The sequence below is a fragment of the Luteolibacter ambystomatis genome (assembly GCF_018137965.1).
Lineage (GTDB): Bacteria > Verrucomicrobiota > Verrucomicrobiia > Verrucomicrobiales > Akkermansiaceae > Luteolibacter > Luteolibacter ambystomatis.
In genome coordinates this window covers 259,351-280,628 of record NZ_CP073100.1, presented here as the reverse complement: position 1 = coordinate 280,628, position 21,278 = coordinate 259,351, and the positions used below count along the sequence as shown (strand labels likewise).

The following is a 21,278-nucleotide window of genomic DNA, read 5'->3' as shown; positions in this document are numbered from 1 at the left end:
TGGGAAGTCTGGAGGAATCCATGTGCGCAGGATCGCTACGACCATCCTCCGGTTTTCAACACGCCCATCGTTCCCCTCGGATCAATCGAACCAGCTCTTTCCGGGAGCCGATTCCCTGCGGGTGAAGAGTTCCTGGTAGGCAGGCTCATAGACCTCGCTGATCCGGTAGGTGCCGGACATCGTCCACTCGCCCGGAGTCCAACTTCCATCCGCATTCAGCTTCTTCTCCATCGTCTGGGATTGGATGAGCGCCTTGCCCCAGAACAGCCATTTGCCTCCGAAGTTCTGGACAAGAAACACCCTTACCGGATCGAGGTGATAGATCCGAGCCCCGTCCTTACCACTGAAGGAAAACAATCGGCCTTCCAGTTCCTCCAGAGTGACGGGCGAGATACGGTGGCGCTCCAGATCGAATACATCCGTAGGAAACCCCTGCGCTTCTCCAAGCAAAAGAGTGTCATTCAATTCCAAGGGGCTGCCCATGCGCCGACGTTGGCATGGATGCTCCAAACGGAAAAGGAACCAGCTCACCTTTCCCTTTCTTTTTCGCGAATCTCCCGGATGGTGCGCACGATGAATTCCTTTCCCGTATTATCCGTGGTAGTCGCAGCCTTGTTTGCCTGGGTCGCTCCGGCCAAGGCCGAGCTGCCGCCCGATGTCTATGCCCACTACCAAGCGGAAGCACCGGAAGTGCTCCAAATCCGTGTCGAGCAGGTGTCTTCGAAGCCCATCGGCCTGTTCGATTGGTCCAAACGGATCGAATCCGTCCAAGCCACCGTGCTCAAGGTGACCCGCAGCAAAAGCGGTGTGAAGAAGGGTGATCGCATCTCGATCCGCTACGAACGCCTAATACCCAAAGGAGGCTGGGCCGGTCCATCTCCCGCTCCTCAGCTTGAGAAGGGCAAAGAGTATCCTGCTTATCTGGAGAAAAGTCCGGATGGAACCTTTGGCCTGGGCGCTAGAGGCAAGAGTTTCTCCAGCTTGAAGTGAAAGACTCGACAGCCGCCCTTTCAGTCGGCTCCTATCGGATCATTCATCCTCTGCTCCGCGTCCTGCGCGCCGGTCTGTCCCGGATCGGGTGAGCACCATCAAGCACGGGTGCCGTCCTTCTGAGGCAGACACGCGCGACAGGCAGGCAGGCAGCGTCCACCCGCACGATCTCATACAAAAAAAGAGCCCGTCCTCATCTTTCGACAAGGACGGGCAAATACCTGGCGACGACCTACTCTCACAGGACCTATCGTCCAACTACCATCGGCGCTGCAGCGTTTCACTTCCGGGTTCGGAATGGGACCGGGTGGTTCCACCGCGCTGTGGTCACCAGAGGGCAATCTTGGTCAGTGGCCTGTTGTATGGGCAACCGTCAAAACTGGGACTCTGAGGACGAACAGCTTCAGCTTCGTCATTTCAAGTTAAAGGATTAGAGCAGCGGACCTTCGATTCCTATCGCGGTCCGCTCCCTGACATCCACACGGAGAACTTCATTTTCCTAACTTAACCGATCCACTCGAGCCTCTCACACGGTCTCGGGATCCAAATCCCTTTCAACAACGGCAACGATTCCGATGGAATCAAGCCGAACGGATGATTAGTACTGGTAAGCTGAATATGTTACCACACTTGCACTTCCAGCCTATCAACGTGGTAGTCTTCCACGATCCTTCAGGGAAAATTCATCTTGGGAGGAGCTTGGCGCTTAGATGCTTTCAGCGCTTATCTCTTCCGCACTTAGCTACCCAGCCATGCTCTTGACAGAACAACTGGTGCACCAGAGGTGCGTCAATTCCGGTCCTCTCGTACTAGGAATTGAACCCCTCAATTTTCCTGCGCCCACAGAGGATAGAGGACCGAACTGTCTCGCGACGTTCTGAACCCAGCTCGCGTGCCGCTTTAACCGGCGAACAGCCGGACCCTTGGGACCTTCTCCAGCCCCAGGATGCGACGAGCCGACATCGAGGTGCCAAACTTCGCCGTCGATATGAACTCTTGGGCGAAATCAGCCTGTTATCCCTAAGGTACCTTTTATCCGTTGAGCGACGGCAATTCCACATTCTACCGCCGGATCACTTAGGCCTACTTTCGTATCTGCTCGGCTTGTTGGCCTCACAGTTAGGCGGGTTTATGCCTATGCACTCGACACACGGTTACCGACCGTGCTGAACCCACCTTCGCGCTCCTCCGTTACTCTTTAGGAGGATACCGCCCCAGTAAAACTGACCGGCTGACACTGTTCCCCGCCCGGATTCACGGGTCGAGGTTAGATCTTCCAACACCCAAGGGTGGTATCTCACTGTTGGCTCCGCGACCCCCTAAAGGGCCACATCAACGCCTCCCACTTATGCTGAGCATGAAAATCGAAAAACCAATGACAGCTTACAGTTAAGGTCTATAGGGTCTTTCCGTCCTTCTGCGGGTAGGCGGCATCTTCACCGCCATTACAATTTCACTGAGCACCTGGTTGAGACAGCGCCCAACTCGTTACACGATTCGTGCAGGTCGGAACTTACCCGACAAGGAATTTCGCTACCTTAGGACCGTTATAGTTACGGCCGACATTCACGGGGACTTGGGCTCAAAGCTTCGCCTTGCGGCTAACCTCTTACCTTAATCTTTCCGCATTGGTCACGTGTCACATCGTATACGTAGACTTACGTCTTGGCACAATGCTGTGTTTTTGCTAAACAGTCGGTTGGGCCATTTCACTGCGGCCTGGAAATCAGGCACCCCTTATCCCGAAGTTACGGGGCCAATTTGCCGAGTTCCTTAACCAGGGTTCACTCTTACGCCTTGGTATACTCTACCCACCCACCTGTGTCGGTTTGCGGTACGGGTTGCTTAGCATGCGCTAGGGCTTTTCTAGGCACGGACTTCGGTAATGCGGATCGGCCGTAGCCTCACCTCGGAATTCAATTACTTAGTTACCTCCATCCATGCGTCATCCTAGTTTAAGGTTCGCAAGTGCAGGAATATTAACCTGCTGTCCATCGGTTACGCCCATCGGCCTCACCTTAGGTCCCGACTAACCCAGGGACGAAAAACGTAGCCCTGGAAACCTTGGGTTTACGGCGGACCGGGATTTCACCGGTCTTATCGTTACTTATGTCTGCATCCTCTCTTCTCAGCACTCCACGGTCGGTCGCCCTCCCGCTTCAAGGCACTGAGAATGCTCCTCTACCGCGCCACATAAATGTGACACCCAGAGCTTCGGTATTACGCTTATCGCCGATCATTTTCGGCGCAGAATCTCTCGATGAGTAAGCTATTACGCACTTTTTAAATGGTGGCTGCTTCTAAGCCAACATCCTCACTGTCTGTGAAATTCCACATCCTTTCCACTTAGCGTAATTTAGGCACCTTAGCTGCTGATCAGGGTTGTTTCCCTTTTGACGATGAAGCTTATCCCCCACCGTCTCACTGCTATGCTCCATTGAGTGGTATTCGGAGTTTGATAGGGTTTGGTAGACGGGTATGCCCCCTAGCCCTTTCAGTGCTCTACCCCCACTCATCAGCACATAACGCTGCACCTCAATGCATTTCGAGGAGAACCAGCTATCACGGGGTTTGATTAGCCTTTCACTCCTACCCTCAGCTCATCCGAGAATTTTTCAACATTCACCGGTTCGGTCCTTCACGTAGTATCACCTACGCTTCAACCTGGCCAAGGGTAGATCACCTCCGCTTCGGGTCCAGCACCTGCAACTATGTCGCCCTATTGGGACTCGCTTTCGCTTCGCCTCCGTTCCAGAAGAACTTAAGCTCGCCACAGATACTAACTCGCAGACTCATTAAGCAAAAGGCACGCCATCACCCCGAAGGGCTCTGACACCTTGTAGGCACACGGTTTCAGGTTCTATTTCACTCCGCTCACAGCGGTTCTTTTCACCTTTCCCTCACGGTACTGGTTCACTATCGGTCGCTAACTAGTATTTAGCCTTACGCAGTGGTCTGCGCAGATTCACACAACGTTCCACGTGTGCTGTGTTACTCAGGAACACCCTAGGGGTCGATCGAATTTCGGATACGGGGATGTCACCCTCTGTGTCGCGCCTTTCCATGCGCTTCTCCTATCGTCACAACTCCCACGTCGGGGTCCTACAACCCCGGAGACAAGTCTCCGGTTTGGGCTCTTCCGCTTTCGCTCGCCACTACTGACGGAATCGATTCTCTTTCTTTTCCTCCGGTTACTGAGATGTTTCACTTCACCGGGTATCGCGTCTTCTTCCCTATTTGATTCAGAAAGAAACGATGGCGTATTAACACCACCAGGTTACCCCATTCGGAAATCTCCGGATCAAAGCGTATTTGCCGCTCCCCGAAGCTTATCGCAGCTTATCACGTCCTTCATCGCCTGTTAGCACCAAGGCATCCACTGTGTGCCCTTCGTAGCTTGATTCCTTTCGAAATCAGCCATCGTTGAGTCTTCACTCATTGCTGAGTGTTCAACAAAATTGCCATAAACATTAATTGGGAATTTAGAGTATTCCAAGACCACGTAAAGAGCGCTCATATGAGCAATCAATATGCAGTCAGGAAAAACTTATTTCTCCATGCGGATGTCAAAGAGCGGACTCTCTTCCTACAATGCAGATTCGCTTCACTCTTGAGAGATGGTGGGCCTGACTGGACTCGAACCAGTGACCCCGCGCTTATCAAGCGCGTGCTCTAACCAACTGAGCTACAGGCCCTTTAGTTGGTTGAGTGTCGAGAGTCGATGGCTGAGAGTCAGATTACTCTCATCTCTCAACTAACTTCTCTCAACTTCTCAGCTGGTGGAGGCACAGGGACTCGAACCCTGGACATCCAGCTTGCAAAGCTGGCGCTCTACCAACTGAGCTATACCCCCCTCTCTGGAGGTGCGAATGAAAAGATAAAGACTAAATCGTGCGCTGCGAACCATGCTGGTTTACGCAAGTCAAAGGATTTGAATGTTGTGAGGGCGATTGCTCGCTTCTCGCTCCCAAACCATCATTTGCATGATGGAGGGAGTCGACCTTGCCAGTGACAGACCAGCTGTTTGGCATTCTCCGTAGAAAGGAGGTGATCCAGCCGCAGGTTCCCCTACGGCTACCTTGTTACGACTTCATCCCAGTTACCAGCTACACCTTAGGGCTCTGCCTCCTTGCGGTTGGCGCGAACACTTCGGGTGCGACCGGCTTCCATGATGTGACGGGCGGTGTGTACAAGACCCGGGAACGTATTCACGGCACCGTAGCTGATGTGCCATTACTAGCGATTCCGGCTTCATGGAGGCGAGTTGCAGCCTCCAATCCGAACTGGGCCCAGTTTTATAGATTTCCTCCACCTCGCGGTCTCGGTTCTCATTGTACTGGGCATTGTAGTACGTGTGCAGCCCTAGGCGTAAGGGCCATACTGACCTGACGTCGTCCCCACCTTCCTCCCAGTTGATCTGGGCAGTCTGACTAGAGTTCCCGGCATTACCCGCTGGCAACTAGTCACAAGGGTTGCGCTCGTTGCGGGACTTAACCCAACATCTCACGACACGAGCTGACGACGGCCATGCAGCACCTGTGCAAATTCCCCGAAGGGTCACACGCTTTCACGTGTTTAGAGATGCATGTCAAGCCTAGGTAAGGTTCTTCGCGTTGCATCGAATTAAGCCACATACTCCACCGCTTGTGCGGGTCCCCGTCAATTTCTTTGAGTTTTAGCCTTGCGGCCGTACTTCCCAGGCGGTGCGCTTAACGCGTTAGCTCCGGCACAAGGGGGGTCGAATCCCCTCACACCAAGCGCACACCGTTTACTGCCAGGACTACAGGGGTATCTAATCCCTTTCGCTACCCTGGCCTTCGTGCCTCAGCGTCAGATACTGTCCAGTGACTCGCTTACGCCACGAGTGTTCCTCTCGATCTCCACGCATTTCACTGCTACACCGAGAATTCCAGTCACCTCTCCAGTCCTCAAGTCAAGCAGTATCGGATGCAGTTCCGGGGTTGAGCCCCGGGATTTCACATCTGACTTACCTAACCGCCTACGCACCCTTTACGCCCAGTGATTCCGAACAACGCTTGGGACCTTCGTATTACCGCGGCTGCTGGCACGAAGTTAGCCGTCCCTTCCTCTTCCGGTACTATCAACCCTGTCTGCTATTCACAGCCAGGTCTTACTCCCGGATGACAGGAGTTTACAATCCGAAGACCGTCATCCTCCACGCGGCGTTGCACCATCAGGGTTGCCCCCATTGTGAATTATTCTCGACTGCTGCCACCCGTAGGTGTCTGGACCGTGTCTCAGTTCCAGTGTGCCTGATCGTCCTCTCAGACCAGGTACCCGTCGTTGCCTTGGTGAGCCGTTACCTCACCAACAAGCTGATAGGGCGCGAGCCAATCCTCCAGCGACAGCCTTGCGGCCGCCTTTACTCTTGCGAGACCATGGGGTATTAATCCAAGTTTCCCTGGGCTATTCCCCACTGAAGGGCATGTTACTCACGTGTTACTCACCCGTGCGCCACTGACTGAAGCGGTATTGCTACAACTTCAATCCGTTCGACTTGCATGTCTTAAACACGCCGCCAGCGTTCGTTCTGAGCCAGAATCAAACTCTCCGTAAAATATAGTGCTAGACTCTTAAAGAGCCTGCTTAAATTGGACCTACTGACCAGGTTTCCCTGGTTCAGCCTGCGCACCTCTCAAGGCGCGCAGCACACAATTTAGCCTTTTTCTTTTCCGCTCAGCTTCCAAACCGCCATGCCAGAGACTCTTTCCAGAGTGTTGGCACCGTTCGTGCTGAGCCGCATTGTCAAAGATCCGTTTCGAGGGGACTAAGAAGCCGATCGGGTGTTTCCACCGCGACCGGCTGTCGGTCTCTCGTGTCGCGCTTCGTAGCGGCGACGGGCGCAAGCTACCCTGAACGGACCCCGCGGGTCAATGCCTTTCGTGATCTTTTTTCCAAAAGGGCATCTATTCTCGTCGCAATCCGCTCAAAATCAATAAAAAGAATCCGCCAAAAATCTGACGACAACGTCACCCAAACTCCCTCATTCCACCCTCCAACAGGGGGGCAAATGCGGGTTCCGGCGACGAAGGGGGACGAAATCGGGTTCATGAGGGGGAGGTAGGAGAGCACGAGGGCGGAGAAGAGTGTTATTACTACAGTAATAGTAGATTCACGGAGGATTGATGGAGAATGGATTGCGAGGCGTTGGAGAGGGTGAAGAAAGGGGCGGAGAAGGAGGCGGGAGACGCCACACACGAACCCCGGAAATGAGCGGAATGGAGCGGGGTTTCCACCCCGCAACACGCTCCAATCCAACTCTCTAACAGATCCATGGAGGGCCTCGAGGAGAGCGGGTTTTTAGAGGAGGAAAAAGAGAGGAAACAGCCGTGAAGTGGAGGGATTTTCGCGGCGGACCGGGGTTCCGCAGGCAGACCCGTTTGGAAAATCGGACGCCACCCGCCAAATCCGGCTCCGCCCAACACGCAAGGCAGGAGCCTCGCGCTACCTCGCGGGTGAATTTCGAAAGCGCCGGGGTGAGGGTGGATCCACCCAGCCCGAAGTCTTACGACTCCGGCTACGAAGAAATAGAAAAGCCCGTCGCTAACGCGACGGGCTGGAGAAGACAGAACTGGAATGGGATGCCCTCTTCCGATCTCTGGGAAATCAGGGCTTGTTGGCGATCTGCTTGCGGAAAAGCGGGAGCATTTCGCTTTCGATCCAAGCGAAGGCGGCGGCGAGACCTTGTTCGCGATAGAGTTTGCCGATGGAGGCTTCCACCCGGGTGGGATTTCCGAAGGCGCTGAGGAAATCATTCGAGGTGAGGCGGGTGAACCAGACTCCGTCCATGGTTTGGCGCTCTTTCAGTACAAACTCGCGGGCAAACAGGGCCAGAACGGCGTCCCCCACCCACGCGCTCTCGCGCTCCAACCGGATTTCTTCGTCTTTGCGGCTCACGGGCGCGAAGATGCACGCCTCAGAGAGGACGCGCCAGCCTGTTCGCACGATCCCGCTCACGCTGGATCTTCTCCCGAAGGTGCGCCTCGGAGTCTCCGTCCCAGTAGCCGGGCTGAAGTTCGAGGAAGACGCTGGAGTAGGGCAGAGCGGTGGTAGTGCGGACGACGAGGACGTTGAAGGAGCGGTTGGCGTCCTCCAAAAGAGTCAGCAGGGCCTCGTGATCGAGTTCCGTGGTTTCCCGGGAATGCAGGGAGGTCGCGATTTTTTTCCGGAGGTCGTCGATACCGGGAGCGTAGTCGTTTTCCACCGAACGGAGTTCCCGCGGCACGTAAACACGCGGTTTCACATGTTCGGTCTGCTCGATGGAGCGAAGAACGTAGTCAAGAGCTTCCGGGATTTCGACCGGGGCGCTGACCTGCCGGACGCCAGTCCGGCTGTGCGCCGGAAACGAGGCTTCGCTGACGACGATCCAGTTCCGATATCCGAGTTGGGCAACCTGGGTGCCAACCGCGGATTTCCAATCGTTCCCGGCTTGAGGTTCCAAGGCACACCCGCTGACAACCACCGCCGTGCAGGCTGCCAGGATCGTTCGGGTGAAGCTCATTGGGTGGGAATTAAGCCCGCTGACCGACAGCTGTCAACGGGCAGGCGGTTACATCAGTTGCGCGCCGGCCTCGGCAAGTTCCGAACGCTCGCCACGACTGAGAGCGACATGGGCGGCGAAGGGTTGGCCCTTCAAGCGATTGCGGGTATAGACGAGGCCGTTGCTGCGGCTGTCCACGTAGGGATTGTCGATCTGGGCGGGGTCGCCGACGAGGACGAGCTTCGAGCCGCGGGACATGCGGGTGACGATGGTCTTCGCCTCCTGCGGGGTGAGCTGCTGGGCTTCATCGAGGATGAAGAAGCGGTTCGGGATCGAGCGGCCGCGGATGTAGCAGAGGGCCTCGATTTCGAGGATGCCCTGATCCATGAGGACTTCGTAGGGCTTCTTCGCTCCGGAATCCGGCGCGTCTTTTTTCTGCTGCTTGCGGCGCGGTCCGAGTGGAACGGCGGGACGCATCAGGAGATCGAGGGCATCGTGGATCGGCTGGAGCCAGGGGCGCATCTTTTCATCGAGCGAGCCGGGGAGATAACCGAGCTGGTCCCCCATGGCGACGACCGGGCGGCTGACGGTGAGGCCGTTGTACTTGCGGTTGAACATCTCGTGCAAGCCGGCAGCCACGGCGACGAGGGTCTTGCCGGTGCCGGCGTGGCCGTAGCAGGTGACAAGGGAGATGTCCGGATTGAGCAGTGCATCGATGAGGCAGCGCTGGCCGAGGTTCATCGGCTTGAGCGATTGGCCGTCCGGGATCTTGAGAGCCTCCGGAAGCTGGAGGCGGAGGAAATGACCGCCAACACCAAGACGGGCGGGAATGGTCTGCTTCTCGCCGCAACCGAGGAGGACGTATTCGTTGACCGCGACGCCGAGCCAGCGTTGTTCATCCAGCTGGATCTCGCCGCCGCTGGCGAAGCGCTGGAGCTCGGTGGCATCCACTTCGATACGGCGGGTCTCGTAGTTCGAGACCTCGCGGACGTCGACCTTGTCATTGAGGTAGTCCTGGCACTCGATGCCCACGGCGCGGGCCTTGAGCTGCATGTTGATGTCCTTCGTGACGAGAACGACCGGAGAGCTGTTGTGCTCCTTCAGCAGCAAGCAGGCGGCGAGGATACGGTGATCGACACGCTCGCGGTCCGGGAAGATGCGATAGAAGCGGTTCAGCTCCTCACTGTTCTTCGGGCAACTGGAGGGGTCATAGATGACGAGGCGGACGGTACCGCCACCGGCATTGCTCACGCCCTGGGTCACCTTCTTGGCGCAGGAGAACATCTCCGTGAGGCGGCGATGGACGCGGCGGGCATTGGCACCGCGCTCGGTCTGCTCGGACTTGAACTTGTCGAGCTCCGAGAGGACGTCCACGAGCACGCAGAGGTGGTTGTCCTTGAAGCGATCGAGGCAGGCGGGGTCATGGAGAAGGACGTTCGTATCGAGCACGAAGTTCTTCACCACCTGGGATGGGGCCTTCAGGCCGAAATCCACGGGCCTTGTTCCGTTCTGGGATGATCGCTTGCGGTTGTTGCCGTCGGGTTGGCTGTATTCGTCGAACATGGGGACCTGGGTGGATTCGTCGACACGCTGGATCATGGGAGCGGAGGTGAGGGTTTCACGTGGCGGGTAACAGGAGGCGATGCCCCGGCCCGCCGCCGGTCATCTCCAAGCCGTGTAACAACGGCAGTCTGAGCAACCTTTTACTCAAGATAGCGCCAGTATCCTCCGCAAAAGGTGGATGACAACATCATTCGGGAGGTCCGGAAGAGGCGAAGTACGATGATTCTCCGAGAAGGTGCTTTTCTTAGAAATCCGCTGGACCAAGCACATTCATTTTCAATCCCCACGCCGATCGAAAAGAGATTGTTTTTAGTTTTATGAAAGCCGCCCCCCGTTTTTCCAAAAAACAAAAATTCACTCCATGAGGTGCTTCAGGACCTCTCCGCGACGGATTTTACCGAGCTCGCTCAAGGGCATGGCGTTCAAGAACACCGGGGCAGCTACGCGGCGGAATCCGGGAGCCATTGCGTTATAGGCGCTTAGGATGTCCAAAAGTCGTCCTTCGGAGATGGAACCCACCACAGCAGGCACGAGGCGGTGCCCGGCGCGCAGATCCGGGACAGCGGAGATCGCAAGCATTCCATAGGAGAGGGAACCTTGGGAAAGAGCCAGAATGTCCCGCTCAACCGACTCCGGATCAACCAGTTCTCCGAGAATCTTCACGACCGAATCGAGGCGCCCAAGAGGGGTCAGCCAGCGGCCTTCGACAGAGGCGCGGTCGCCGGTGGCGTGCCACTCCCCTACCCTCGGCACCCAGCGACGTAGGCCTGACCCCATCACGATGGAACCGGTGAAAAGCACCGCTCCGCTGACATGGAGGCGGCCGTCTTCATCGGTGCGCGCGTTCCAAGCATCCAGCAGCGGCAGCGGGGCGTGTTGGTACGATTGATCTAGTATTTCCGGAGACTGGGTGGCGATCTGCGAGCCGGTCTCGGTCATGCCGTAGCTGGCGAGCACCGGCCAGCCTAGATCCCGTGCAGCCTGGCCCAGCGCATCCTCCATTCTTCCCCCGCCGACCACGATGGAGCGGAGGCACTCCGGACAGCGGTGTCCACCGGTGACGAGATCATGCACCTGCGTGGGAACCAAAGAAACGTGGGTGACGCCATGGCAGGCGATCCATTCCGGGAATCCAGCGGGATTCCATTTCCCATGCAGCTCCGCGTATCTACCAGCTGACTCGTAGGTGCGGGCGACGACGCCGAAGCCGCCGACATGATGCAGCGGCAGCGAAAGCCCCCAGCAGGAATCCTCCGTGACGCCGAGATGACGGTTCACGACGGCGGCGGAAAGCAGCAGCGCTTGTTTCGAAAGGGCGATCCACTTCGGCGTGCCGGATGAGCCGGAGGTTTGGAACAGGACATGGCCTTCGAGGTCGGGCACGCTCCGGCACCACGCGGTGACCTCCGCATCGCCCATGGCGAGCGGACGTGGGTCGGACCAGAAGGCCGGGTCGATCAGTCGAGTCGCGTCCATACGAGTTCGCCGAGAAGATCGTCGAAACCGAGTCCGGTGCCACCGGGAGGTTGGAAGGCCGGTTTCCAATCGCCGAGGTATTCGGAAAACGGATTGGATTCGAACAGGTGGTGGGTCTGCAGGCCGCATACGCCGACCAGCCCCCGGAAGGTGAGCGCGAGGCGGGCGGCCTCCCATGCGGCGAAGGTCTGGCCGAAGGGGTGATCCATGTAGCTGGTAACGACGACCTTGCAGCCCCGCTTGGCGGCTGCCTCACCAATCAGCCAAGGTTCATCGAGCGCGGGCTTCAGCACGAAAACCTGGGCGGCATCGCAATTCGGCGCGGCCTCACGGTCCACGGCCAAGCGCACGCCGGTGGTTTGCTTGAGCGTGGTCCAGGTGGAATCGGAATAAGGGCACGGGTCCTCTACGAAATCGATCTTCCGACGGATGTCCCGGTCGAGGCCATTGAGGAAAGCGCCCGCTTGTTCCGCAGTGGCGGTCTCGTTGTAGTCGAGCCGCCACGAGAGCTTGGGAAACTCTTGTGCCATCGCGGTGAGGAAGGCGGCCTCGCGCTCGAAATCACGTCCGACTTTCAGCTTGATGATCTCGAAGCCAGCCTCGACGGCAGAGGCCACGTTCGCAGAGTCCGACAGCGCAAGCGTGGCGTGGCTGGCAGGAATTTCCATGTCCTCGAAGAGCCACTCGCCATTGGAGCGGGAGATGCCGTCCATTTCCGCACAGCGGACGGCACGGCGGACGATCGGCCAGCGGCGGGCACCGGCAAGATCCTCCAGGCATTTATGGAGCGGTGGATCACCGAGCTCTGGCCATGGGTGTAGACAGCCGTAACCCGCGCCGATGCGGATCAGCACGCCGTCGAATTCCCGGCGGGTGGACACGGCATTGAGCCGCGCTTTGCTCTTCAGGCGGTAGCGGGAAATCCAGACGGGCGGACGGTCGTTGAGGATCATAAACGCAGGGAGCGAGGAAGAGGGAAGAAATAGGGACAGGAATGTTTGCCAGCGGATAGCCAATTCCAGTAGCTGGCCATGTCCGCTTCGCCCCCATTCTACTCCCAGTCAGGGCATGGCCGAGGGCGGGGCGACGGGCTGGAACACGGCGGCGACGTGGAAGGCGGCGGCGAAAAGGATGAGCTGCACGCCGGCCATGGCGAGATAGCGGTTGAAGGCCTTGCCCGGGGGCGTAGTGAAGAGTCCGAAGAGAATGCGCATGCCCAACAGGAATACGGGGGCGCTGGCGATCATCCACTGCACCTGGTGGAACAAGGCCCACACAATGCCGAGGAGCGCCGCGCCATTGACCTCCACCCACAGGACTCCAAGCGCCACCTTCGGGCCGAAGCGGACGGCGAGCGTGCGCTTGCCAGTGGTGGAGTCTTCCTCGCGGTCGCGGAGATTATTGATGGAAATGAGGACGGCCGAGAGCAACCCGATCTGGGTACCCAGCAGCAGGGCTTCGCGCGGCCATGTGCCGGTTTGCACGAAGACAGTGCCGGTCACCGCCACGAGACCGAAGAACAGGATGACAAACAGCTCCCCCATCCCGCGATAGGCCAACGGCCACGGCCCACCGGTGTAACCGTAGGCGAAGAACAGCGAGGGCAGGCCGATGGCCAGCATGATCCACCCGCGGGCGAGGATGAGGCCCACACCGCAAGCGGCAGCCAGCAGGATGAAGAGCCCGGCCCAGCCCATGACCGCCTTCCGCGACATAAGGCCGCTGGAGGTCACCCGCACGGGGCCGAGGCGCTTTTCCGTGTCCGCGCCCTTGGCGGCATCAATGGCGTCATTGAAGAAATTCGTGGCGATCTGGATGCAGATGGCGCCCGCGAGAGTGTAGAACGCGAGCCACCCATCGAAGCGGCCGGTGAGCTTCCACGCCAGCACGCATCCCGCCCATACCGGCACGATGGCCGCGGGCAGCGTCTTCGGCCGCGCGGCCAATACCCATGATTTGATCCCAGTCCCGGTCACGGCGGCTGTTTACGGCAGGGGCTTTCCGATGGGAAGCCTTGCGTCCACACGTCGCCGCCGGGACTGCGGAAAACCCGCTCAGGAGACGATCGGGAGTGGCTTGAGACCCTTCCAGACGCCGCGGGTGAAATCCGGGATCTCCATCGGCTGGCTGCCTGCGGCCACGGATTGCGTGGAAAGCTGGAGAATGGAGGACCAGGCAGCCGCATCGTAGACGGTGCTGTCCGGGGGCTCACCATTCCGGATGCACTCGAGGTGCCGGATCATCATGACCACATCCATGCCGCCGTGGCCGCCGCCTTTCGCGGAGCTTTCGAGACGCTTGAGCAGCGGGTGCTTGAACTTTTCCCGGAGGGTGGCGAGTTCACCGGCCGGGAGCCATTCGTGGCTGCCGGTCTTGAGGCCGTATTTGCCGGGGTCGTCCAGTGCCATGCGGTCGGGGTAGCCAACGAAGGTGCCACCGGTGCCGGAGAGCATGTTGATGCGGCTGTAGGGACGCGGCGAGATGATGTCGTGCTGAACCATGATGGTGCGGCCCATCTCGGTCTTGATGATCGAGGTGTTCATGTCCCCGGTCACGTATTTCTCCGTCGCGTGCTTGCCGCCGTTCGGCTTCTTGTCGTCGCGCCACTTGGTCAGGCCGATCTCCGGAGAGGAAACCGAGACGATGAACTTGAAGCGGTCGCCGCGGTTGATGCCCATGTATTGGGCGACAGGGCCGAGGCCGTGGGTGGGATAGAGATTGCCATCGTATTTCTTGTGATACTCACGGCGCCAATCGCCCTCGGTACCGAGCGCGAAGAGCATGCCCCGCAGGTCGTGGATGTAAGCGGCTTCACCGTGGGTGATCTCGCCGAAGACGCCCTCACGGACCATGTTGAGCACCAGCAGCTCGCTCTCGCCGTAGCAGCAGTTTTCCATCATCACACAGTGGCGCTGGGTGCGCTCGGAAGTATCCACGAGTTCCCAACATTCCTTCAGCGTCACGGCGGCGGAGACTTCAACGAAGGCGTGCTTCCCGGCCTTCATCATCGCGACGGCCATCGGCACATGCAGCTCCCAAGGGGTGGCGATGACCACGACATCGACGTCATCACGCTTCGCGATGTCCTGCCAGGCATCCTGCCCGCCGCAGATCACGGCGGGCTCCACGCCGCGCTTCTTCTTCACCGCATTGACGGCATTCGCGCAGCGGTCCTTGCGCAAATCGCAGACGACGGTGACCTCGGAGAAATCGGAACGCTGCGCGCCATCGAGCAAGGCCATGCCGCGGCTCAGGCCGATCACGGCCACGCGGACTTTCTCAAGGCGCTTGGTCTTGAGATCATGCACCGGCTTCGCACCGGCCATGCGGGCCGGAAGCGGAGCGGCTCCGGGTGCGGCGGGAGCGGCATTGGCGCCAAGAAGGCTGAAACCCAAGGTCGGCAGAGCGGCCTTGCGGAAGAAGTCACGTCGGGTGGTCATGGGAACTAACGAATCAGGAGAGGCCCGCACCCTGCCGACGTGGCAGGGTGCTGACGGGCGCTAAGGTTACATCTCCCCAAACGACCCAACCTGACGGATATTTTCACCCAATCCGCCCGAGAGAGGGACTCAAGGCACGCGCGGGAACTTCTTGAAATCCGGCTTCCGTTTCTCGACGAAGGCCTGTTTCCCTTCCTTGGCTTCCTCGCTCATGTAGTAGAGCAGGGTCGCATTGCCCGCGAGATCGAGCAGGCCCATCTGGCCGTCGCAGTCGGCGTTGAGGGCGGCTTTGAGACAGCGCAGGGCGAGCGGCGAGTGGGCGAGCATCTCGCGGCACCACTGAAGCGTCTCCTTTTCGAGATCGGCGAGCGGGACGACGGTATTGACGAGGCCCATGTCGAGCGCCTGTCGGGCGTCGTACTGGCGGCAGAGATACCAGATTTCACGGGCTTTCTTCTGGCCGACGATGCGGGCGAGGTAGCTGGAGCCGAGGCCGCCATCGAAGCTGCCGACCTTCGGACCGGTCTGGCCGAATTTGGCGTTGTCCGCTGCGATGGTGAGATCGCAGACGACGTGCAGGACGTGGCCGCCACCAATGGCATAACCGGCGACCATGGCCACGATCGGCTTGGGCAGGCCGCGGATCTTTTTTTGTACGTCGAGAATGTTGAGGCGCGGGACGCCATCGCTGCCGATGTAGCCGGCGTGGCCGCGGACCTTCTGGTCACCACCGGAGCAGAAAGCATCCGGACCTTCACCGGTGAGAATGATCACGCCAACGGTGGGATCCTCATGGGCCATCTCCAGGGCAATGAGCATTTCCTTCACCGTCTGAGGGCGGAAGGCATTGCGGACCTCCGGGCGGTTGATGGTGATCTTGGCAATCTGGCCTTCATCCGTCGTTTCGTAACGGATGTCTTCGAATTCGCGCACTGGAGTCCACATGGCGCGGGATTGTCTCCCTCCGGGGCTGTGGCTCAAGGGATTTTAAAGCGCTCCAGAAAGAGGAACCACGAACGGCACGAAATGACACGAAAGTGAGGGAGTCCGGAAGTTCCTTCTGGTTTCGTGAACTTTCGTGATCTGCGTGGTTAGTCAATGGACTGAAGCCACTGCTCCACCGCCATGCCGAAGATGCCGGGGTTTTCCCATGGGACGCGGTGGCCGGCGTCCGGGATGATTTCCAAAGTTCCCTGGAAGAGCAAAGGCACGGCGCGTTCGGCGAGGGCTCGGAATTTGGCGTCGCATTCGCCGCAGATCCAGAGGACAGGGCGTCGGATCTCCGGGAGGCGATCCCACAGGGATTGTTGGGCGCCGAGGGACCAATCGACAAAGCTGCGGCCGACCTCGCGGCGGCGCTGGGCAAGCAGGCGGCGGTCCGCCATGCCGGGATTCGCTCCACCGAGCACCGGCTGGGCGTTCCATTCGGCAAGAAAATCGGGCCACTCGCCTCTCAGGGCCTTGGCAGCCCAGACGGCATCGGACTCGCGGCGGGCGGAGCGTTCGGCCTCGCTTTCGAGGCCGGGATGGGCGGACACGATGATGGCGGCATCCCATGGAGAATCGTCCGCCAACAGGGAGTGGAGGGCGAGACGACCACCCATGGAGTAGCCCAGCAGGATGTTGGGACCGGAAACCCGGCGGGCTTCCTCATTCAAGGCGCGCCCGAAGTCCGGCATCGACATCGGGCAGCAATCGAGGAAGCGCCACAGATCCACCCGCCGGATAGAGAATCCAGGTACGGTGAAGCCCGACCAATCGGCCGCTTGGCCGACGGCTCCGTGCAGGCACCAGACTGTTCCTTTCATCCGCCGGACCTAGGTTCGGGTTCCAAATGCCACTGACAAGAACGGAATCCGGCAGCGCTTATCCGGGCGGAGATCCCGCTTTCCCGGTCTCCAGCCCCCTGATAATCCAATGCCATGAGCAATCCGTGTCCGAGCCCGATTCCCGAACACTGGCAACTGCCGGATGCGATCCGGAACCGGCTCGGGGTCGAGCCCGGTCGCCAGCGGGTGATGGACGAGGACAACCATCTGCTCCTCATCCTCCACGCCCCTCCCACTCCGGATGATGACGAACTCCGTCGCGCGATCCTGTTCTGGCAGGACCATGAGGACGAATGGGAAAGCCATCCGGAGGAAGGTGGACGCGAGGCGCTGCGGAATCATCTCCAGCGTTACGCGGATCTCGCCCATCGCCTGGACGACCAAGTGGAGGCGGCGAAGACGCCGCGCGATTTCTTCGAGGTGATGAAGCAAACCAATCCCCTGCTCCGCGCCGCCCGCAACCAGCTCAACGTGCTGGAGGAGGCCCGCTCCGCCCGACCGGATTCGCGTTTCCTGATCGTGATGCGGGACCAGGCGGTGGCCATCGACCGGGCGATCGAACTGGTGGCCGCGGATGCGAAGTCCGGCATGGATTTCACCATGGCGGAGAATGCGGAACAGCAGGCGCAGTTCTCCTATGAGGCGGGCATCGAAGCGCGGCGGCTGAACCGGCTGGTAGCGTTCTTTTTTCCGATCGCGACGCTGGTGGCGGTCTTCGGCATCAACAAGCCGGAGGACATTCTCCATATGCCGAGCTTCTGGATCGTGCTGGCCGTAGGAGTGATGGCCGGGTTCCTCGTGCTGTTCGTGCTCTCGCTGCGGATGAAGGCGAAGTGACCCGATCAGGGAGCAGGGACATTCCTGTCCTTGTGGTGAAGAGTTGCTTCGTGGAGTGCGATCTGAAAACGAGAGTCTGTTCTAACAAGGACAGGAATGTCCTTGCTCCCTGATCACACGCCGGCTGGCTCGGTCTCCTTTGCGCGTTTTTCCTTCTTGGCGGCCGCTTTCGCAGCCTTCGCTTCCAACTTCAGGCGCTTTTGCTCGGCTTGGTAGCGCTTCCAGTAGAACGGCACGGCGAGCTGGCCGAAGAAGGTCTTCGGCATGGCTTCGTGGATACCGATCCGCTTCGGCGGACGCCTACGAGAGTCATCGTAGTAGGTGCGGAAGATCAAATCCCACAGCACCAGATTCTCGCCGTAGTTCTTGTTGCCCTCCCGGAGATCCATCGAGTGATGCCAGCGGTGCAGGCCGGGCGTGTTGAAGATGTAGTTGAGCCATCCGAATTTCATCCGGATGTTGCAGTGCGTGAGGATGCCGATGAAGGCGGTGATGCCACCGACCCACACGGTCACCGGCCCCGGCGCGCCGGAAATGGCCACGCACGGAACGGTGAAGAGCATGCTTTTGAAGGTATCGATGAAATGGAACCGGCCGGTGTTGAAGAACCACAGTTTCTTCGAGCTATGATGCACGGCGTGGAAGCGCCACAGCGGCATCCATTCATGCGCCACGCGGTGCGCCCAATAGAGGCCGAACTCCGCCACCACCAGACCAAGTGCGACCTGGAAGAACATCGGCCATTGGGAAGGCCAGAAACCGCCTCCCGGCTTGTCCCCCATCTGGGTCTGGATGCCCAGCACGGTGGCGGACACGACCAACACCTGCACCGAGAGCTTCGTCAGCAGGGTGTGGGCGAAATCCGGAATCTCCTGACCGTCGGATTCATGCCAATCTTCCTCGTGCGGTCTCACCTTCTCCAACGTGAACAGGACGGCGGCCAGGATCAGATAGGTGATGTTGAAAGCGAGCGGACCGTGCCCATGGGCCATGCCATAGGCCATCCCGGCCACCGCTCCGCCGAACAGCAGCGGCCAGAGTGAGTAATCGAGCAGCGTATCGAGCGTCTTCATCCGGATTCGGGGAAGGAATGAAGCGAGGCGTATGCCAACCGGCCCCGTCCGGCAAGTGCGGGGGTTACGTAGGCCAGCGGGTTACCGATCCGACTTCCTCCCTCGCAAGGCATCACAAATAACGCGTCAGCCCCTCGACCGTCGCCGTATCCAGCCTGCGGGCCAGTGCCACGGTGAGGGCGACGAGGTGCAGATAGTCGTTCAAGTCGATGATGCTGTTGTGGGAGTGGATGTAGCGGGCTGGCACACCAAGCACCACACAGGGCACACCGCTGTTCGCGAGATGGAAGGAGCCCGCGTCCGTGCCGCCGCTGCGACGGACCGTGACCTGATGGGGAATCCCCTCTTCCTTCGCCGTCTGGATCGCGAGATGCGCCAGGCGCGGGTTCATGATCGCGCTGGGGTCGAACATGCGGATCTGCACGCCACCGCCGAGACGGCCCTGGGACTCGGAACGGGCGAATCCCGGCGTGTCGTCCGCAGGCGGGCCTTCCAGCACGATGGCGACATCCGGCTTGGCATGGAATGCGGCCGTTTTTGCGCCACGCAGGCCGACTTCCTCCTGCACGGTGCCGGTGAGGATCAGGCGGTTCGGGTGGCTGGACTGGCTGAGGATACGCCCGGCTTGGATCGTTCCGGCCATGCCGACGCGGTTGTCGAAGGCCTTGGCCATGAACCAATCCTCCTTCGTCATCGGGGTGAAGAGGGAAACCGGTGCGATCGGATCGCCAAGCGAGATGCCGAACTCGTCCTCCGCTTCCTTCCGCGAAGTCGCCCCCACGTCGATGAAAAGCTGGTCGATGGTCATGACCTGGCGGCGCTGGGCCTCCGGCAGAAAATGCGGCGGTTTCGAACACACGACACCGGTGATCTTCTCTCCCGAGCGGGTGCGGATCTCAACCCGCTGCGAGAGCAGGCTGTGCTCCCACCAGCCGCCGACCGTGACGAACTGGATGAAGCCGTCCGGAGTGATGTTTTGCACCAGGAAGCCGATCTCGTCCATGTGCCCGGCGATCATCACGCGCGGGCCGCTGCCGGTCTCGCAGAACACCGAGCCATTGCGGTCGGTGGAGAGATCCCCGCTGTCTTCGAGTTCATCCACGAAAATCGCCCGCACCTCGTCCTCATGGCCCGGGACGGAGTGGGCTTCGGTCAATTCCTTCAGCAGGGACAAGGCATGGTCACGCACGGGACCGACGTTAGCCACGCCGCCTGCCGACGCCAGAGGAAAGGAAGGAGGAAAAACCCTTTGTCGCGGCAGGACATCGGAGGGAAACTGCCATCACGCCGTGCGTCCCCCGTTCCTTCCGCTGCTTCTGCTCGCCGCCTGCTGTCATGCGGAAGAATCCTCGCGCACATGGACGGACAGCGGCGGCCGCAGCTTCGAAGGAAGCTATGTCTCCGCCACCACGGAAAAGGTCATCATCCGCCGGGCCACGGACGGCAAGGTGTTCGAAGTGGAGCGGGACAAGCTTTCCCAGGGCGATCTCGACTATCTCGCCGCCATCACCAGAAGGAGCGTGCCGCCAGGAGGCGAATGGGGTGACCGCCCGGATGGCCCTCCGGATTTCCGCCTCCGGGGTCGTGTGGGAACAATGCTCACTGGCTACGAAGCCTCGCAGGCGAACTTCGGAGCGCCATGGCCGAAGAGCGCGGGCATCGCGAAGCCGCCCGCCGTCACCGTGGGCGAACAGAATGCCGCGGAGCACCGCTTCATCTACGAGTCGCCACACTTCCGCATCCAAAGTGATGTGGCGCTGTTGGACGATCTGCCGGTGAAGATCGCCTCGATCCTGGAGGCCGGTTTCCAAGCCCACCACGACCTGCCGCTGAACAACCGCCGCACGCGCTCTCCCGGTGCTCCGAAGCTACGCGTGTCCCTCTACCGCACCATCGAGGATTTCCGCGCCGATGGAGGACTACCCGGAACCGTGGGCTCGTATCTGGCGCGGGAGGACCGGCTGCTGATCCCGCTGGAAGGGCTGGGCGTGAAGAAAGCAGGCTCCGGATACGAGTTCGATTTCAGCGCGGGTTTTCACAACGTCCGTCATGAACTCTGCCATCTGCTGTGGGCGGACATCGGCAACATGGCGGGCATCTGGATGAGCGAAGGGTTCGCCGAATACATGGCCTGCGCACCCTATGACAATCTGCGCTTCAACTTCGTCCGGCTGCCGGATGCCGCGCTCGAGTTCGCCATCGGCGGAAACAAGAAGTTGGCCAGCCGATCTCTCGGAAAGGAGATCGTGATGCCCCGCCTGCGCGAATTCATGAGCCAGTCACAGCCGGAGTTCTACGAGGACCCGAACAAGAACTACGGGCTGGGACTGCTGTTGGTTTATTACTTCCTCGTGCTGGATGGAGATGGCTCCGGCGGGCGCTTCAAGGCGGCCATCAAAGCCTGCCAGGACGAGGGGCGGGAAGAAGCGCTCAGCGCGCTGTCAGGCGGCCGGGATTACGTGCAGCTTGAGAAGGACTTTGTGAACGCGCTCCGGAACAAGGGCGTGACGGTGACGTTCCAATAAACAAAAAGGCACCGGTTTCCCGGTGCCTTTCGGAGAGAAAATCC

15 protein-coding genes, 2 tRNA genes and 3 rRNA genes are annotated in these 21,278 nt (G+C 59.6%); 3 read left to right on the top strand and 17 right to left on the bottom strand.

The window, feature by feature from the left end; translation table 11 throughout:
• Positions 1-81: 81 nt before the first annotated feature.
• The gene (locus tag KBB96_RS01115) at positions 82-483 is read right to left on the bottom strand and encodes a hypothetical protein (protein ID WP_211631647.1); all 402 of its coding nucleotides are present in this window, start codon (positions 481-483) and stop codon (positions 82-84) included.
• A gap of 90 nt (positions 484-573) precedes the next feature.
• On the opposite strand from KBB96_RS01115, the gene KBB96_RS01110 reads away from it, so the two are divergent.
• The gene (locus KBB96_RS01110; protein WP_211631646.1) at positions 574-990 is read left to right on the top strand and encodes a hypothetical protein; all 417 of its coding nucleotides are present in this window, start codon (positions 574-576) and stop codon (positions 988-990) included.
• A 219-nt stretch (positions 991-1,209) separates the two neighbouring features.
• On the opposite strand, the gene rrf is transcribed toward KBB96_RS01110, so the two are convergent.
• From rrf to KBB96_RS01040, 14 genes are all read right to left on the bottom strand, one after another.
• Positions 1,210-1,325: ribosomal RNA gene (gene rrf / locus KBB96_RS01105) — 5S ribosomal RNA — on the bottom strand.
• Positions 1,326-1,567: 242 nt separating this feature from the next.
• Positions 1,568-4,393, bottom strand: a 23S ribosomal RNA gene (locus tag KBB96_RS01100).
• 215 nt (positions 4,394-4,608) lie between these two features.
• Positions 4,609-4,685 (bottom strand) — tRNA-Ile (locus tag KBB96_RS01095).
• A gap of 82 nt (positions 4,686-4,767) precedes the next feature.
• Positions 4,768-4,843, bottom strand: a tRNA-Ala gene (locus tag KBB96_RS01090).
• Between the two features lie 187 nt (positions 4,844-5,030).
• A 16S ribosomal RNA gene (locus tag KBB96_RS01085) occupies positions 5,031-6,568 on the bottom strand.
• Together the 16S, 23S and 5S rRNA genes with 2 tRNA genes alongside form the textbook arrangement of a ribosomal RNA operon.
• Positions 6,569-7,617: 1,049 nt before the next feature.
• Positions 7,618-7,908 carry a hypothetical protein gene (locus KBB96_RS01080; protein WP_211631645.1) on the bottom strand — a complete coding sequence of 97 codons (291 nt, stop codon included), beginning with the start codon at positions 7,906-7,908 and terminating at the stop codon, positions 7,618-7,620.
• 19 nt (positions 7,909-7,927) lie between these two features.
• Complete coding sequence (locus KBB96_RS01075) at positions 7,928-8,512, bottom strand: RbsD/FucU domain-containing protein (protein ID WP_211631644.1); 585 nt, start codon at positions 8,510-8,512, stop codon at positions 7,928-7,930.
• A 48-nt stretch (positions 8,513-8,560) separates the two neighbouring features.
• Positions 8,561-10,090 (bottom strand): PhoH family protein, encoded by a 1,530-nt coding sequence (locus tag KBB96_RS01070; RefSeq protein ID WP_211631643.1) that lies wholly within the window; start codon positions 10,088-10,090, stop codon positions 8,561-8,563.
• A 318-nt stretch (positions 10,091-10,408) separates the two neighbouring features.
• Positions 10,409-11,530, bottom strand: coding sequence for an AMP-binding protein (locus tag KBB96_RS01065; RefSeq protein WP_211631642.1), 1,122 nt, complete (start codon positions 11,528-11,530; stop codon positions 10,409-10,411).
• On the bottom strand, positions 11,512-12,483 hold the full coding sequence (locus KBB96_RS01060; RefSeq protein ID WP_211631641.1) for an enolase C-terminal domain-like protein: 972 nt from the start codon (positions 12,481-12,483) through the stop codon (positions 11,512-11,514). The genes KBB96_RS01065 and KBB96_RS01060 overlap by 19 nt, the downstream gene beginning before the upstream one ends.
• A 108-nt stretch (positions 12,484-12,591) precedes the next feature.
• Positions 12,592-13,506 (bottom strand): 1,4-dihydroxy-2-naphthoate octaprenyltransferase, encoded by a 915-nt coding sequence (gene menA / locus KBB96_RS01055; RefSeq protein ID WP_211631640.1) that lies wholly within the window; start codon positions 13,504-13,506, stop codon positions 12,592-12,594.
• A 78-nt stretch (positions 13,507-13,584) separates the two neighbouring features.
• On the bottom strand, positions 13,585-14,970 hold the full coding sequence (locus KBB96_RS01050; protein WP_211631639.1) for a Gfo/Idh/MocA family protein: 1,386 nt from the start codon (positions 14,968-14,970) through the stop codon (positions 13,585-13,587).
• Positions 14,971-15,099: 129 nt separating this feature from the next.
• Positions 15,100-15,915: a 1,4-dihydroxy-2-naphthoyl-CoA synthase gene (gene menB, locus KBB96_RS01045; RefSeq protein ID WP_211631638.1), complete on the bottom strand. Its 816-nt coding sequence runs from the start codon at positions 15,913-15,915 to the stop codon at positions 15,100-15,102.
• Positions 15,916-16,061: 146 nt separating this feature from the next.
• A complete protein-coding gene (locus KBB96_RS01040) occupies positions 16,062-16,778 on the bottom strand; it encodes an alpha/beta fold hydrolase (RefSeq protein WP_211631637.1) in 717 nt (238 codons plus the stop codon).
• Between the two features lie 114 nt (positions 16,779-16,892).
• Here KBB96_RS01040 and KBB96_RS01035 point away from each other — a divergent pair, with 114 nt between their 5' ends.
• Positions 16,893-17,636, top strand: a complete 744-nt coding sequence (locus KBB96_RS01035; RefSeq protein WP_211631636.1) for a magnesium transporter CorA family protein — start codon at positions 16,893-16,895, stop codon at positions 17,634-17,636.
• 113 nt (positions 17,637-17,749) lie between these two features.
• Here the strand turns inward: KBB96_RS01035 and KBB96_RS01030 are convergent, their stop codons facing one another.
• Both KBB96_RS01030 and KBB96_RS01025 read right to left on the bottom strand, forming a co-directional pair.
• Positions 17,750-18,709: a sterol desaturase family protein gene (locus KBB96_RS01030; protein WP_211631635.1), complete on the bottom strand. Its 960-nt coding sequence runs from the start codon at positions 18,707-18,709 to the stop codon at positions 17,750-17,752.
• A 112-nt stretch (positions 18,710-18,821) separates the two neighbouring features.
• Entirely contained in the window at positions 18,822-19,898 is a 1,077-nt protein-coding gene (locus KBB96_RS01025) for a M42 family metallopeptidase (RefSeq protein WP_211631634.1), read from the bottom strand.
• A 100-nt stretch (positions 19,899-19,998) separates the two neighbouring features.
• Here KBB96_RS01025 and KBB96_RS01020 point away from each other — a divergent pair, with 100 nt between their 5' ends.
• On the top strand, positions 19,999-21,234 hold the full coding sequence (locus tag KBB96_RS01020; RefSeq protein ID WP_211631633.1) for an SHD1 domain-containing protein: 1,236 nt from the start codon (positions 19,999-20,001) through the stop codon (positions 21,232-21,234).
• The last annotated feature ends 44 nt before the right edge of the window (positions 21,235-21,278 follow it).

Bases quoted from the DNA above. Each gene is read 5' to 3' on its own strand.
- KBB96_RS01115 (WP_211631647.1), bottom strand. From the start codon at position 483: ATGGGCAGCCCCTTGGAATTGAATGACACTCTTTTGCTTGGAGAAGCG.
- KBB96_RS01110 (WP_211631646.1), top strand. From the start codon at position 574: ATGAATTCCTTTCCCGTATTATCCGTGGTAGTCGCAGCCTTGTTTGCC.
- KBB96_RS01075 (WP_211631644.1), bottom strand. From the start codon at position 8,512: ATGAGCTTCACCCGAACGATCCTGGCAGCCTGCACGGCGGTGGTTGTC.
- KBB96_RS01070 (WP_211631643.1), bottom strand. From the start codon at position 10,090: ATGATCCAGCGTGTCGACGAATCCACCCAGGTCCCCATGTTCGACGAA.
- KBB96_RS01065 (WP_211631642.1), bottom strand. From the start codon at position 11,530: ATGGACGCGACTCGACTGATCGACCCGGCCTTCTGGTCCGACCCACGT.
- KBB96_RS01060 (WP_211631641.1), bottom strand. From the start codon at position 12,483: ATGATCCTCAACGACCGTCCGCCCGTCTGGATTTCCCGCTACCGCCTG.
- KBB96_RS01050 (WP_211631639.1), bottom strand. From the start codon at position 14,970: ATGACCACCCGACGTGACTTCTTCCGCAAGGCCGCTCTGCCGACCTTG.
- menB (WP_211631638.1), bottom strand. From the start codon at position 15,915: ATGTGGACTCCAGTGCGCGAATTCGAAGACATCCGTTACGAAACGACG.
- KBB96_RS01040 (WP_211631637.1), bottom strand. From the start codon at position 16,778: ATGAAAGGAACAGTCTGGTGCCTGCACGGAGCCGTCGGCCAAGCGGCC.
- KBB96_RS01035 (WP_211631636.1), top strand. From the start codon at position 16,893: ATGAGCAATCCGTGTCCGAGCCCGATTCCCGAACACTGGCAACTGCCG.
- KBB96_RS01030 (WP_211631635.1), bottom strand. From the start codon at position 18,709: ATGAAGACGCTCGATACGCTGCTCGATTACTCACTCTGGCCGCTGCTG.